Here is a 16,025-nt window from a genome sequence, read left to right on the forward strand (position 1 = left end):
AATCTGAACAGCGTGTCGATGGTCAATTATTTTGTTAGTAATTGATTTCAAGAGGTAGTTTGAGTAAAAAAGTATTGGGCAATAAAAAAGGACAGTAGTAAAACTGTCCTCTTTATCGTTGTATTAAGGATGGTTTAGCAGATGATTAGCTAACAGCGACATTAAAGTAATCAAGATCAAAGTTCATCATTGGATCGCTACCGGCTTGGACCATTTGCGCATGAGCATCAATACGGGGTAGTACACGACCGACAAAGTAGTCAGCAAGCTTGGCTTTATTGGTATAAAACTCGCCTTCTTTACCATCAGCAGCTTCTACCATCATGGCAAACATGTAAGAGTAGCAGAGATAACCAAACGCATGCATGTAGTCAACCGCGCAGCCATTAATCTCATTCTTACGCGTACTGATATTAGCAAGAACCGTTTTAGTTAACTCTTCAACCGTATCCGCAGCCCCTAATGTTGCTTGCTTGATACCATGGTCTGCTTGCATGGAGTCAATATAATCACGAATTTCACCTAAGAAGTTGGTAACATATTTACCCTCGTTGCGAGCGACTTTACGGCCAAGCAGATCAAGCGCTTGGATACCATTGGCCCCTTCGTAAATCTGAGCGATACGGGTATCACGAACGATTTGTTCCATGCCCCATTCGCGCACATAACCATGACCACCAAAGACTTGTTGGCAATCGATGGTAGCTTCTAAAGCTTTGTCGGTTAAGAAGGCTTTAGCCACAGGCGTTAGCAATGCAACACGAGCAGAGGCAATTTGAGCTGCTTCAGGGTCGGTACTGAACTTTTCAGCATCAAGTTGCTTGGCGACGTACATGGCAAAACAGCGTGATGCTTCAGAGTTCACCTTAGCGTTTAATAGCATACGGCGGACATCAGCATGGTGAATGATGGCATCAGCAGGCTTTTCAGGGCTTTGGAGTTGCGTATCGCTACGACCTTGAGCACGATCAAGCGCATAGAGTGCGGCATTTTGATAAGCCAGCTCGGAGCCACCAAGACCTTGAAGACCCATAGTCACGCGTTCGTAGTTCATCATAATGAACATAGAGGACAGCCCTGTATTTTCAGCCCCAACCAACCAGCCTTTGGCATTATCAAAGTTCATGACACAAGTAGCGGAGGCTTTGATACCCATTTTATGCTCAATAGAGCCCGCTGCTAGCGTATTGCGCTCGCCTAAGCTACCATCTTCATTAACTAAGAATTTTGGCACCACAAACAATGAAATACCTTTGGAGCCCGCTGGTGCGTCTGGAGTTTTTGCTAACACTAAATGAATAATATTTTCAGTTAAGTCGTGCTCACCACCGGTAATAAATATTTTGGTACCTGAAATGTTGAAACTATCGTCGTCGTTAGGCACCGCTTTAGTTTTGATGATACCTAAGTCAGTACCAGCATGAGGCTCAGTCAAACACATCGTACCTGACCATTCACCAGAATACATTTTTTCTAAATAGGTTTTCTTTTGTTCTTCTGAGGCGGCGGCATTCAAACATAGGGTTGCACCAACGGTAAGGTTAGGGTACAAAGCAAACGATTGGTTGGTGGTGAAGATCATCTCTTCAGTCAACATAGTGACCATTTTTGGGAAGCCTTGTCCACCGTACTCAGGATTACCGCCAAGACCAACCCAACCGGATTCCGCATATTGGTTGTAAGCTTCTTTAAAGCCTTCAGGAGTAGTGACTACACCGTCGCCTTGGAAGGTCGCGCCTTCTTCGTCGCCGCTACGGTTAATAGGGAGGAGAACGTTTTTGGATAATTTTGCCATTTCTTCCAAAATCATATCGACAGTTTCCATATCGACATGAGACAAATTATCATTATTTTGCCAAAATTCATGAGCTTTGAAAACGTCTGTTAAGATAAAACGCATGTCATTAAGAGGGGCATTATAGACAGACATAAATATTCCTTATTGTTCTATATGGATAAAAGTAAATCGGCTTATCTGCTATTGCTAAAGCTATAGATAGTACTAAAGCGGTTAGATGGTACTAAAGCAATAAACACGCTAAATAATAGGGTTGTTCGTAGTACTTGTTATTTATTGATGATGTACGATTTACCGGTAACGTCATGGTAATGATGTGACATATGCTAGCTGTCACACTAATTTTATCATTGTAAACATGATAAGCGATAAATAAATTTTAGCAAATTAGCGTCTAATCTTGTGTATTTCTTCGTGAATTACGCGTACACCAAAAGTTGCGTAGCGCCCTTGTAGTATTTAAATAGAACTTAAATAGTCTATTTATCATTCAAGATTGGCTAATCAAGACCTATTAATAACAGACGGGTAAACAAGTGTAAATAAATACACTATAAGAGACAGCTGGATCTAAGAGCTTGACCTAACACCTAAAATAAAATCGGCAACATACCTGAGTATGTTGCCGATTATTGATTAGTCTTTGTTAAATCGATCAATCAAAAGTTGAAACGCTTGGTTAAAAAGCAAATTGATCAACGTCCATACTCATGTAGGGCTCAACGCCAGTGCCGATACGCTGTACGTGGGTGGTAGTACGTGGCAATAATTTAGCAAAATAGAACTGCGCTGTTTTTAATTTGGCATCGTAAAACGCTTGTTCGCTACTACCGTTGGCAATTTCGGTTTGAGCGATCAATGCCATACGTGCCCATAAGTAGGCAAGAGTCACATAACCGCTAAAGTACATATAATCGACAGCTGCGCCGCCTACCGCTTCAGGGTTTTCAGCCGCTTGCTTGCCGATATCTGTGGTCAGATCGGTCCATTCTTTGACATGTTTGATAAGAGGACGGGTAAATTGGCCCATCTCATCATTGTCTTTATTGTCTTCACAGAATTGTTCAATAACCTTAGTGAAATTCGCAAGCAGTTTGCCTTGTGAGCCCAATACTTTACGACCAATCAGGTCAAGTGCTTGAATTTGAGTCGTGCCCTCATAAATACAACCAATAGTCGTATCACGGACATTTTGCTCCATACCATACTCAACGCAAAAGCCACTACCGCCCAAAGCTTGAACGCCGTGGTTGGCAGACTCAAGACCGGTTTCGGTCAAAAAGGCTTTACCAATGGGGGTAAGCAGCGACAGCATTTGATCCGCGTATTTGCGGGCATCGCCTTCACCTTTGGCAACCGTATCAGCAAACTGAGACATATAACCGATCAATGCACGGCCGCCTTCAGCAAATGCTTTGGTGGTCAATAACATATCGCGGACTGCTGGATGCACGATGATAGGGTCGGCAGGTTTTTCAGGGAATTTAGCGCCATCTAAAGAACGGAATGCTAAGCGCTCTTTGGCAAAAGCCAATGCTCCTTGAAAGGCGTACTGAGAGGCGGTAACCCCTTGGATGGAGGTGCCGATTCGTGCCACATTCATAAAGGTAAACATGTATTTTAGACCACGGTTCTCTTCACCGATTAAATAGCCGGCTGCCCCGTCATAGTTGATTACGCAAGTGGCTGAGGCTTTGATGCCCATTTTGTGCTCAATAGAGCCACAAGAAACCGCATTACGCTCGCCTAAACTGCTGTCCTCGTTGACCATGAATTTTGGTACAACAAATAAAGACAAGCCTTTGGTGCCCGCTGGTGCATCTGGCGTGCGCGCCAAAACAATATGGATAATATTATCAGACATGTCGTGCTCGCCTGCAGAAATCCAGATTTTACCGCCTGTAATTTTATAGGTGCCATCATCGTTAGGTTCCGCTTTGGTGCGGACCAAGTTTAGATCAGAGCCACATTGTGGTTCAGTCAAACACATCACGCCTGTCCATTCGCCTGCGACCAGTTTAGGCAAATACTTGTGTTTTTGCTCGTCAGTACCATGATGCTCAAGAGTGGAGACACAGCCTTCTGAAAGTCCTGGATACATACCAAACGACCAGTTAGCGGTACCCACAAACTCAGAAAGAGCTGAGTTTAGAGACATGGGCATGGCCTGGCCACCGAATTCTTCATCAGCTGTTAAAGACGTGAATCCAAGCTCACAGTACTGCTTATAGGCCTCTTTAAACCCTTTAGGGGTAGTGACTTCGCCATCATTAAAATGACAACCTTCAGCATCACCGCTCATATTTAGTGGTGACAGCTCATTTTCAGCAAAACTTGCTGCAGCTTCTAGGTAACTGTCTACAATATCCGCTTCAATATGAGAAAAAGCATCCATAGTTTGGTAATGTGCAGTGCTGTTTAAAAGCTCATGCATGACAAATTTCATATCACGTAGCGGCGCTTTATATTGCATACTTCCTGTCCTTTTTTAGAATATGAACGATAGCGAAACAATGATTGCTACTATTATCTAGCAGCTAAGTCATATTTACGGTTGCCTGATTTGTCTTAATTAATTTTTTCATTAATGATAGACAGTGACAAAGACTATTGGAGATATCGGTCATATTGGATTTAGATAACGTTTAAAAGAGTTAAATATAATGACTGTTAAGGCCTGCTTAATATTTAGCTGGTCTCAATGAATTCACTGTAAAAGATAGGCGTTCACAGGGGATAATACAAGTTTGGCGGTGAAACTGATAAGTCATGAACCTATCTTGCATCCTTTGTACAATCAACGTTAGGAGATAGATAATGATGGGTAGTGATCGCATAGTAACTTTATAGATATATTATACTATGTACTATAAAAGACAACTATTAACGATGTTAACAACGACTATTCGTGAGGTAAAAACTAAACAATACGCCCTAACCAAAGCTGATTTATAGTGGTTTTATTTGGATGAATATTGCTGGGTCAACATTTCGGTTGCCTCGTCTGCGGTGACCGGTCTGCTAAACCAATATCCTTGACCATACGTGCAGCCCATTTGTACTAATAAATCACGCTGTTGTTCGGTTTCGATACCTTCAGCGACAACCTGCATATCAAGAGCGTTTGCCAAATCTAAAATAGTTTTTACAATAGCGTTCTGGGTACGATCGGTGACGATTTTAGAAATAAAGCTTTTATCAATTTTGATGAAATCAAAGGGATATTCTTGTAAATAACTGAGAGATGCATAACCAGTGCCAAAGTCATCAAGGGCTAGGCAGACGCCCAGTTCTTTGAGTAAGGTGAGCTGTTGCTTAACGTTAGCATGGCGTAGCATTAAGGATGATTCGGTTACTTCGATGTGTAACTGATGCGCGTGGATATCATGTTGGGTAAATAAATTATTGATAAAACTGAAAAATTTAGAATGACTAAACTCAGCAGCGTCAGCATTGATACAGATATGCTGAGTAAATTCTAGCGCCTGCCAAATAGACAGCTGCTGGGCGATTTGTACCGCCATTTGATAAAACAACTCAAATGATAGCTTGTACTTGATAATCGCATCGATGAAGTCGATAGGTCTTAGCAGACCGCGGGTAGGGTGTTGCCAGCGTACCAATGCCTCAAAGCCAGTAATAGCTCCGGTATCCAAGGCTACTTTTGGCTGATAGTAGGGCACAAACTGACAATCATTGATAGCTACTCTAAGTTCAGCTTCCAGTTGTAAGCTGTCAGTAGTTGCCTCATTGATGGTTTCGTTGTACCAACAGACATCATCACCACCATTCTGCTTGACATAATGTAAGGCTTTTTCAGCTTTAATAAGCAGCTCTGAGAACTGATTGCCATGGTCAGGGAAATAACTGACGCCAACAGAGATGTGCAAATAAATCACATCGTTAACCAGTGCATATGGGCGCTCGCACATTTGCATGAGACTATCGAGCTGATTGCGTACCATATTAGCGTCGCTACATTCAAAAAGTAATGCAAAGTCATCCCCACCAAAATGTGAAAAACAGCGCAAGTTGCTCATCTCTAGCTTGCTAACCTGCTTTACGAAGTCTTTTACTAGGATGTTGATACTATCAGTCCCTAATGTGCTGGCAAGATTACGATAGCGGTCGATGTTTAAACGCACAATGACCACTTCTTGGTAGCTTTCTAACAATAACTCACTGGTCTGGCTCAAAAACACCTTACGATTAGGCAGACCGGTTAGTTGGTCATAATTAAGCAGATGCGCCACTTGTTTTCTATCTTTGACAACTGATGACATATCGCGAACCATACCGACATGGTAGACCGTTTGCTCGACACAAAGTCTGCGGTAAGTCATATGGCATTCTAGTGTTTGTCCGTAACGGGTAGCCATCGAAAAGTCATTTTCATAAAACCCCTCATTGTCCAAACGCTCGGTAATATCTTTCAGGATAGTCCTTTCTTCTTCTGATAAGAATTCAGCAGAATATATTCCCAGTGGTCGGCCAATCAAGAATTCTTCATTGTAGCCAATCATAATCTCGTAGGTAGCATTGACCGATAAATAACGAAGATTGGTGTCCAATATGAATATGGCATCTTCGAACCGCTCACATAATTGAGTCAAAAGTTGCTGCTTGATCGAAGCTGGGATGGGGTCAAAATTACTCATAACACTGGCTCATAAAAGATACTGGCTCATAAAATTCAAAACAAATGCTGGAATATAAGCAGGCTAATATTAAGGAGAAATACTATCAATCATACTATAACTAACAATAGTTTATTTTTAATGTTGAAAGTTAATAGAGATTGCTGTTCTTATCCTATTATTAACGACTCAGAGCATGCAACGTTGCCAACGCGACAAGCGGGGCGGTCTCGGTACGCAACACGCGCGCACCAATTTGCCAAGGCGCAAAGCCACTGTGTTTAGCTTGCGCGCTTTCGTCATTGCTGAGGCCGCCTTCAGGGCCAATCAACAGCTCAATATAAGGCACATCTTGTTTTAATACGACTAATAGCGCCTCTGGCATTAAAGGCTGACCTGTTGCCGGAACACTCATTTGCAAACGTATATCCGCTTGATGATTGAGTACCTGATAATAGGGATCTTGACTGAGCGCTACCATAGTGGGACTGACCGCGTCATCGACTGTCAATGATGCGGTATCAGTGTTTAACCACTGGGTAATGGGCTGAGGCGTAAGAATAAGTGGCGGACGGTTTAATCCGCATTGTTCACAAGCAGCAATAGCGATTTGCTGCCAATGGTGCAGTTTTTTGTCGACTTGCGAAGGCTTTAACGAGACTTCACCGTGATGGCTACTGAGCAACTGAATGGCAGTGACGCCAAGCTCAGTGGCTTTTTGGATGGCATAATCCATACGGTCGCCGCGGCTCATGACTAAGCCTATTTTGCTGATAATAGGCGCGCTGCGATCATCGCTTATATGCGCTAATAAGGTGACCGTGGCATGCTTTTTACTGATGGTTTGTAGCTGTACTTGGTATTCACCGCCAAAGCCATCGAATAAAATACCTTGGTCGCCGATATTGGCTCGTAGCACACGGCACCAATGATGGACGATACTGTCCGGTAACTCGACGTCATTGCCTATAGGCAGCGAGCCTAATCGAGGTCGACAAAATTGCTCGGATTTATGGTCGTAATTATCACTATTGATGGCATAAAAGAAACGTCGCACGGCGTTTTATTCCTATTTTTTTAATTAAGAATATTTAGTAATAGCCTAATAGAATATCACTTGGCTACTTTAAAAATATTTTTTGTCACAAATTTTTATTATAGAGTAAATAGTCTATAAATAAAAAACTGGTGCTCCTAAGAACACCAGTTGCTTAAACTATAAATTTAAAAGAAGCTGAATGTGATAAATACTTAGCAGTTTTAACAACCCTCGCGCAGAAATCCCCTACCTCTAAGGTAGTCGGCTGAATGCGTCATTGGTTATATATTGATATTACATTATAATTATAAAAAATATTATGAGGTGTTATTATATCTATACTAACCAAAAGAGTAAAACGATTGCATGAGCAAGCCCATTATTAAAGCCTACAAATTCAGGCTGTACCCGACTGATGACCAGCAAGTGTCCTTTGCTAAGTCATTCGGCTGCGCTCGTTTTATATGGAATAGAATGCTTGCTGATAAAATAAAACATTATGACTGTCATAAAGAAAGCTTAAAAAATACACCCGCTCAGTATAAAAAAGAGTTTGAATGGCTAAAAGAAGTGGATAGCTTGGCATTGGCCAATGTGCAACTCAACCTACAAAAAGCCTTCCAGAGCTTCTTCAAATCACCTACTTTCGGCTTCCCAAACTTCAAACACAAAGGTAAAAAAGACAGTTATACCACCAATAATCAAAAAGGTACGATTGCGGTTGGCTTGAACAGTATTAAGTTGCCAAAAATCGGTCACATCAAAGCGATTATTGATAGAAAAATTACAGGGCTGGTTAAAAGCGCCACCATTACCAAGACTGCTACTGGTAAATACTTTGTCAGTATTTTGGTTGAAACGGTAGCCGTCGATCTACCTAAAACCCAATCAAATATCGGTATTGATTTAGGATTAACAGACTTTATCGTCTTATCGGACGGTACAAAAGGTGCTAATCCTAAGTTTCTAGCGAGACTTCAAGGCAAGCTTGCCAAGGCGCAACGTATTTTATCCAAACGTGCGCGGGTGGCAAAATCTGCCAATCGTAAATTATCCGAAAGTTGCAATTACCAAAAGCAGAATACCAAAGTCGCTAAAATTCATGAGCGGATCAGAAACACCCGCACTGACTTCTTACATAAAACCTCATTCAATATCGTCAAAAACCACGACATTATTGCGATTGAGGATTTGAACGTCAAAGGGTTGCTCAAAAACCATAAGCTTGCTAAAGCAATCGCTGACAGCTCATGGTCAACCTTTACCCATATGCTGACCTATAAAGCTGACTGGTACGGCAAGACCGTTATCAAGGTAGATAGATGGTATCCCTCGTCTAAAACCTGCTCTTGCTGTGGTCATATTCTTGGCAAAGCGGAACTTAAACTAAGCGACAGAGAGTGGGATTGCAAAATTTGCCTGACCCACCACAACCGCGACATTAACGCCAGCATCAATATCCTAAATGAAGGGTTGCGATGCTTGCAAACTCTCAAAAAACCCTTGGTTCAAGGGTGTTAGCTTGGTAAATTTACCTAACCGCTGGTGCAGAACATCGTACTAAGTATGGGTATTACCCAAGAAACCCCTACCTCTTAGGTAGTGGGTAGTTCATGCGCCAAACTCTAAGCAAGTCCTAAAGCTTCAACCAAGCGTTTATTTGGTTCAACCTTATTCATACTATAAAAGTGCATCGCTGGCACACCCTCAGCGATTAAGCGCTCGCATAGACGGTAAACAACATCAAAACCAAACTCACGAATAGCTTTGCGATCATCACCAAAGTCAGCAAGTTGCTTACGCACATAGCGCGGAATATCAGCGCCACAGCTGTCAGCAAATCGGACTAAATTGCTAGAGTTGGTAATCGGCATAATGCCCGCCACCAACGGCTGTGCTACGGTATCGATACCACGGCTTTCTAACGCATCACGCAAATACAAGTAGCTGTCAGCGTTGTAAAAGAACTGGGTAATCGCCGCGTTTGCGCCAGCTTGATATTTATTCACTAAATTATCAATATCGAATAAAAAGCTACGCGCTTGCGGGTGCATTTCAGGATAGGCAGCCACTTCGATATGGAAATGATCACCTGAATGCTCACGGATAAACTTGACCAAGTCGAGTGCAAAAGGCAGTTGACCCATACCGACTTGTCCTGACGGCAAATCACCACGTAACGCTACTAAACGCTTAATACCTAGACTTTTATAATGAGTTAATAACTCAGCAATTTCGTCCTTATCGTCACCGATACAGGAAATGTGCGGCGCAACCTCAGTCTCGCCACGCGCGCACAGATCTTGCACAATCTGTAAGGTACGGCTGCGCGTTGAGCCGCCCGCACCATAGGTCACCGAAAAGTAGGTTGGTGATAGCTTGTTTAACTCATCAAAGGTGCTGAGTAGCTTCTCATGTCCTTGCTCAGATTTGGCAGGGAAAAACTCAAAAGAAAAAGCAGGCTTACTCACAGTCGCGCTCCTTATTGTTCATATAAATATTGATATAAGTACTTATATTAGTATTTATAGGCATCAGGTTTGAAAGGGCCTTCAACTGGCACACCTAGATATTCGGCTTGCTTATTGGTCAGCTTGGTTAGCGTGCCGTTAAAGCCGGCTACCATAGCAGCAGCCACTTCTTCGTCTAGCTTCTTCGGTAAGACTTTGACATATAAGTTATCAAAGCGCTCATCGACAGGTAGCTCAGCGAATTTTTCTTCAAACAGATACATTTGCGCCAATACTTGGTTGGCAAATGAGCCGTCCATCACGCGCGATGGGTGACCAGTAGCATTACCTAAGTTCACTAAACGACCTTCAGCTAATAGAATTAGGTAATCGTTCACATCGTCTGAGCGGAAGATTTGGTGAACTTGTGGCTTAACTTCTTCCCAGCGCCAGTTATCACGCATAAACTGAGTATCGATTTCAGTATCAAAGTGACCGATATTACAGACTACCGCACCTGGTTTTAGAGCCGCAAGCATGTTTTTATCACAGACATGGTAGTTACCAGTGGTAGTGACAATCATGTCGGTATCTTCTAGCAGGCGAGTATTGATGTTTTCCGCACCGCCAGTATTGTCGCCATCAATGTATGGTGATAATACTTCGTAGCCATCCATACAAGCCTGCATGGCACAGATAGGATCGACTTCTGAAACCCGAACAATCATGCCTTCTTGGCGTAAGCTTTGTGCTGAGCCTTTGCCCACATCACCATAACCGATAACTAAAGCGCGACGACCGGCAAGGAACATATCCGTACCACGTTTAATCGCGTCATTTAAGCTATGACGGCAACCGTACTTATTGTCGTTTTTAGACTTAGTGACGGCGTCATTAACGTTGATAGCAGGAACTTTTAGCGTGCCTTTGTTAAGCATTTCGATTAAGCGATGCACGCCGGTAGTGGTCTCTTCTGAGATGCCATGCATGTTATCTAATAGGTGAGCATATTCGTCATGGATAAGTGCGGTCAAATCACCGCCATCATCTAAGATTAAGTTAGCATCCCAAAGCTGGCCTGTTTCTTCGCCGCCAACGTGTACTTGCTGGCGTAAGCACCATTCGTATTCTGCGTCAGTTTCGCCTTTCCAAGCGAATACAGGAATACCAGCAGCAGCAATCGCAGCAGCAGCATGGTCTTGGGTTGAGAAGATATTACATGAAGTCCAACGCACTTCAGCACCGAGCGCAATTAAGGTCTCGATAAGTACGGCAGTTTGGATGGTCATGTGGATACAGCCGACGATTTTGGCGCCTTTAAGGGGCTGATCCGCTTCGTAGCGACGACGCAAACCCATAAGGGCAGGCATTTCGGCTTCAGCAAGGGTGATTTCACGGCGGCCGTAATCAGCTAAGCTAATGTCCGCGACTTTATAGTCAGTGAAAGAGGGGTCGATCGTATGGGCAGATGGGGAAGTAGACACTGCGTCCATAATATGCTCCTATCAGTGGTTAAAGTATGATAAAAAGAATAAAAACGCAGGTGCCGTTGTTCACGCTACTTAATACTCAAATCTTTAGTATTAAACAGTTTACCGAGCCTAACATGACGAATTAATTAGCGTAGCTTGTTTATAAATCTCAAACTTAACTATTAATTAACATGGCGCAACACCTCTCGGAGGTCGTTATTGTAATTCATGGCGCATAATTTGTCACCTATTGGCTGCGGTAAATACTGTACGCTGATGTTACGAATTACGTTTTCAGTTCGTTGACAAATAATTGAAAGCCATAAAAAAAGGCCATCGATTGATGACCTTTATAGTTAGTAATATACGTTTTAAGTGAGGCTAAATAAATTTAGAACCAGTTATAGGTTAGTGAGGTGAAGAAGTTAGTGCCGTCTTGGTTATAACGCGAGCCATATTCACCAAAACTTTCATTGGTTGAGTAGTCTACGTTGGTCAAGTTATTAATACGACTTGTCCATGTTAGATTTGGGCTAAGATAATAACTGCCACTGATATTAAACAGCGTGTAGTCATTCATGAAAGTGCTATTATCCGTAACATTATATGTTTTACCGACATATTCTGCTTCAGTACGAATATCAAAGTTGGCAGCTTGGTAGCCTACATAGACTAATCCAGTATGTTCAGGACGAAATACTAATTGTTTACCTTTATCATCTCCTGAACGCGATTCAGCATTGGTACGCGTATATTGACCACCAAATAAGATATTGCTTAGTTGCCAGTCTGAGGTAAAGCTATAACCTGATAGCCGTGCTTCATCAATATTGCTAGCTTGGTATTTATAACTTGGTAGCTCTTTATTAGTAATAAGATTTTTAACGTCGCTATTAAAACCAGTCAAACGAGTAGTTTGTATCGCACTGGTAGATTCAATAAATATCTCTAAGTTTTTACTTTTTTCAACTTTCAAATCTTCATTGGGGATATAGTAAGAGCTCTCAATATATAAATCATTAAGAGTAGGAGCTCTATAGCCGGTGGCAAAGCTAGTACCAAGACGTAGACTCGGTGCTAGTTTTACAGCATAGCCAAGCCCAAATGTGGTTTCGTCACCGAACTGTGAGTTATCATCGTAACGAACATTGGCTTGGAAATCATAGGCTTGCTCGTTAACTTGATAACCAGCAAAGCCACTTTTAATGGTACGGTCATTTATTTTATAGCTATCGCTACCATTATCAGGAGTATTATCAGTAAGGTCTACTTCCTGCTTAAGCCATTCTGCACCCGCTTGAATCTGTCCTACAGGTAATTGATAAGTACTTATTAGATTCGCTTGCTTTTGTTTAGTTTCAAATGCATCACCAACCTTATTATCAAGCTTATCTAAGCTCTGACCTGCTGACAGACGTAAAGTCAATTTATCGTTTTCGTATTGTGAAAATGCTGATACTGCACCATTTTCCTGATCAATTTCTGCATTAGCGCTGTCACCAAAATCATCAAATTCAGTGGTAGATTTAGCAAAAATACCAGTCGCGCCGACACTGATATTTTGAGTCAGAGGTATGCTAGCATTTAGGGAGAAATTATTACTTTTAAAGCCGTCATCATCTTTATTGTTACCTGTTTGATATTCAAGAGCGCTGATACCTTTGGTTTGGTTGCGATTGGCAGAAAGACTGAGCTTTGCGCCTTGGGCGTTCGCAAATTGTGCTGCTGCACCATAAACATAATGATCGTTTGAGCCAACACCTGCGGTAACAGAGAAGTTTGTTTGCTCAGCGCCACTACCTCTAGTAAAAATTTGAATGACGCCGCCCATAGCATCTGCGCCATAAATACTAGAACCAGAAGCGCCATATAGTACCTCAATACGATCAACTTGATCAGCGGGCAATAAGTTCAATGCAGGTTGCCCAGATGTCATCGAGCCGTAACGGACACCATCTATCAATACCAACACGCGCTTACTATCATAGCCACGCAAATAGAAGTTACTACTTTGACCTAAGCCGCCATCTTGCTTGATGCTAAAACCTGGCTGGCGTCTCAGAACTTCCATTACTGTTTGACCTTGGAAGCGCTTTAAATCCTCTTTATCAACCACACGAGTTTGGGCGATAACGTTACTAGTCTTAGTTGGAGTACGCGTAGCGGTAACGACGATTTTATCAAGCTCAACTTCTGGTAGCTCGTCATCACTGACGACATTTGAATCATTGGTGGCTGCTGTAGCGCTAACGGCAAGTACGCCAAGTGCGCTTAAAATACACAACCGAAGATAGCTGGTCGAAGACGAACGTGATAAAACCATATTTAATTCCAAAGTTATAAAACTATGAATGACCAAAATCAGCAGGCAAACTGAACAGCACTCATTATCTACAATACTTACACATTTATAAACAACTTTAACCTAATGTTTCCTCACTGTAAGCTGAGCCGTTTTCAAGATGAGATGCTATTTACTCATTTTGCCGTATCTTAAAACTAATTTTATAATTTTCCAGCTTTTGAGAACCTAAAAGATAAGCAAAACATAAATAATAGACCCCATTGCCAGTTACCATAAAAGTGCGCAATCAAAAGCACCGCAGTTATAAATAATTGCTATCATAGCGGCAGCTTTTGTCCTTTTTTATATTCTATCTACTAAGTTAAGAGGTTCGTTTTGTCTATTAAGCGTTATGTGAGTCCTGCTACTGCATCATCTTTATTAGCCAGAGCGCCACTTGCAATGGTGCTATTGATAGCGTTGCTGTTTAGTATGGTATTGCCAAATACTGCCATTGCTGCTGAAGGCGGTGGGGTGCTGGGTATCGGTGACAGTAAGGATGACAGTGCGAGCGAGCCTGCACCAGACTCATTCGGACGGGACTCGCCGCGTCATACGGTACAAGGATTTATCAGTGCACTGGGTGAAAATGATTACTTATTGGCCAGTAATTATCTCAATTTATCCAAATCTGACAATCCAACCACCGTTGTGCGGCAGTTTAAGCAAGCGCTCGATGCGGGTGGGCGTTTTCAGCCTGATTTGCAACTCAATAATACCCCTGAAGGTAACTTAACGGATCAGCTACCGCCAAGCCAAGAAAACGTGGGCAATATTAGTATTAATGATAAAAAGGTCCCTCTGCTATTAGAGCGTGTTGTTTCCAAAAAAGGAGAGCAGTACTGGCAGTTCTCTACTGAGACGTTAAGCTCAGTTCCCGATGTTATAGAAAATACTGAGCCTACTTTAGTCTCGCGTTATACCCTTGAGTCGCTAGAAGATAAAAAGCTGTTTGGTTATCAGCTGGCTGATTTGGTCGCGGCGGTGGCAATCACTATTGGTAGTTTTTTGCTAACCTATGTGCTGGTATGGTTATGGTATCACCTTCTAAATCTCATCTATCCGCGGGTACGCGGTGTCCCATTGCCGCTACCGGATAAAGTAATACTACCGCTTGCCGTCGTTATTATGGCGCTGATTTTATCAGATGTGATGGTTTATTCTGGCGTGTCGGTGACGCTACGTGAACCGGTTAATCGCTTTACCGAAATTGCCTCGTGGCTAGCGACAACTTGGCTATTACTCCGGGTCATCGACGCTATCTTTACCCGCGCTGTAAATTTAAGCTATAAAAAGAACTATATTGAGCGGGTGTCTATATTAGGCTTACTGCGCAAGATCGTCAAAGCACTACTGCTAATATTTGCCGTTATTGTGATCTTCGGTAATTTAGGTTTTGACTTGACCACTGGTATTGCGGCATTAGGGGTAGGTGGTTTGGCCTTAGCCCTAGGTGCGCAAAAGACCATCGAAAATCTCGTAGGTAGTGTGGTGGTGGTGGCAGATTCACCGGTGCGCATAGGCGATTATTGTAAGTTCGGTACTTATGAAGGTACGGTGGTCGACATTGGTATTCGTTCATCACGCGTGCGCACACTGGCGCGCACCATTGTGACCGTTCCTAATGGTGATTTTTCATCCATGCAGATTGAAAACTTTACCTCCCGTGATATGTTCCGATTTTTTCATCAGTTATACCTCAAGCGTACTGCAGATATTGACGTGGTATTTCAGATGGTAAAAGACTTGGATGAATTTTTAAATAAGCATTACTTAACCAACCAAGAATGGAATCAAGTCAATATTTTAGAGCTGCGCCAAGATTGTTATGTTATCCAATTGCAAGCCTATATTAATGCCAATGATGTTATGGAGTTTTACGACAAACAAAACGTAGTATTCGTTGATGTATTGAATCAAGTCGCAAAATATAAAGTCGAACATGCGCTGCCAACGCAGCAATTAATCGTCAACCAAGCTGAGCTTGAGCATCAATTAAAAAATGATGTTGAATATAAAGCAGCTGATTCTGTGGACGATACAGCAAGTGTTGCTGATGATAGTGAGCATAGCTCTGTTAATCTAAGACAGGATTTAGAAGCACTCGCCAATACTGGCAAAGTATATAAACAAGAACATGAAAAAAAAGGAGAGATTGGAGGAGATGAGCAGAATAGCTCCAAGGAAAATGCTGTCCATACTTTAGCCAAACATCAGCTTCAGCGCATTCAAAAAGTTTTAGGTTTTCCAAAGTAAGAAAGCATTGTGGTGTTCTTGAAATAGTC

At 42.3% G+C, this 16,025-nt stretch carries 9 protein-coding genes; 2 read left to right on the forward strand and 7 right to left on the reverse strand.

Annotated features, from left to right (window positions below):
• Positions 1 to 145: 145 nt before the first annotated feature.
• The 4 genes from U1P77_RS04145 to U1P77_RS04160 form a co-directional block, all read right to left on the reverse strand.
• Positions 146 to 1,930 carry an acyl-CoA dehydrogenase C-terminal domain-containing protein gene (locus U1P77_RS04145; RefSeq protein WP_321156120.1) on the reverse strand — a complete coding sequence of 595 codons (1,785 nt, stop codon included), beginning with the start codon at positions 1,928 to 1,930 and terminating at the stop codon, positions 146 to 148.
• A 547-nt stretch (positions 1,931 to 2,477) separates the two neighbouring features.
• On the reverse strand, positions 2,478 to 4,271 hold the full coding sequence (locus U1P77_RS04150; protein ID WP_321156121.1) for an acyl-CoA dehydrogenase C-terminal domain-containing protein: 1,794 nt from the start codon (positions 4,269 to 4,271) through the stop codon (positions 2,478 to 2,480).
• 487 nt (positions 4,272 to 4,758) lie between these two features.
• A complete protein-coding gene (locus U1P77_RS04155; protein WP_321156122.1) occupies positions 4,759 to 6,456 on the reverse strand; it encodes a putative bifunctional diguanylate cyclase/phosphodiesterase in 1,698 nt (565 codons plus the stop codon).
• Between the two features lie 160 nt (positions 6,457 to 6,616).
• Entirely contained in the window at positions 6,617 to 7,492 is an 876-nt protein-coding gene (locus U1P77_RS04160; RefSeq protein WP_321156123.1) for a 16S rRNA (uracil(1498)-N(3))-methyltransferase, read from the reverse strand.
• Between the two features lie 348 nt (positions 7,493 to 7,840).
• Between U1P77_RS04160 and tnpB the strand changes: the two genes are divergently transcribed.
• Positions 7,841 to 8,995 (forward strand): IS200/IS605 family element RNA-guided endonuclease TnpB, encoded by a 1,155-nt coding sequence (tnpB, locus tag U1P77_RS04165; RefSeq protein ID WP_321156124.1) that lies wholly within the window; start codon positions 7,841 to 7,843, stop codon positions 8,993 to 8,995.
• A 104-nt stretch (positions 8,996 to 9,099) separates the two neighbouring features.
• Here tnpB and U1P77_RS04170 read toward each other — a convergent pair whose 3' ends face one another.
• The 3 genes from U1P77_RS04170 to U1P77_RS04180 all read right to left on the reverse strand — a co-directional run bounded on the left by U1P77_RS04170 (position 9,100) and on the right by U1P77_RS04180 (position 13,719).
• Entirely contained in the window at positions 9,100 to 9,945 is an 846-nt protein-coding gene (locus U1P77_RS04170) for a methylenetetrahydrofolate reductase (RefSeq protein WP_321156125.1), read from the reverse strand.
• A 47-nt stretch (positions 9,946 to 9,992) separates the two neighbouring features.
• On the reverse strand, positions 9,993 to 11,417 hold the full coding sequence (gene ahcY, locus U1P77_RS04175; protein WP_321156126.1) for an adenosylhomocysteinase: 1,425 nt from the start codon (positions 11,415 to 11,417) through the stop codon (positions 9,993 to 9,995).
• Between the two features lie 370 nt (positions 11,418 to 11,787).
• Positions 11,788 to 13,719, reverse strand: a complete 1,932-nt coding sequence (locus U1P77_RS04180; protein ID WP_321156127.1) for a TonB-dependent receptor domain-containing protein — start codon at positions 13,717 to 13,719, stop codon at positions 11,788 to 11,790.
• A 357-nt stretch (positions 13,720 to 14,076) separates the two neighbouring features.
• Here U1P77_RS04180 and U1P77_RS04185 point away from each other — a divergent pair, with 357 nt between their 5' ends.
• Positions 14,077 to 15,996, forward strand: coding sequence for a mechanosensitive ion channel family protein (locus tag U1P77_RS04185; protein WP_321156128.1), 1,920 nt, complete (start codon positions 14,077 to 14,079; stop codon positions 15,994 to 15,996).
• The last annotated feature ends 29 nt before the right edge of the window (positions 15,997 to 16,025 follow it).

Origin of the sequence: Psychrobacter sp. LV10R520-6 (assembly GCF_900182925.1) — a bacterium.
Taxonomy (GTDB): domain Bacteria; phylum Pseudomonadota; class Gammaproteobacteria; order Pseudomonadales; family Moraxellaceae; genus Psychrobacter.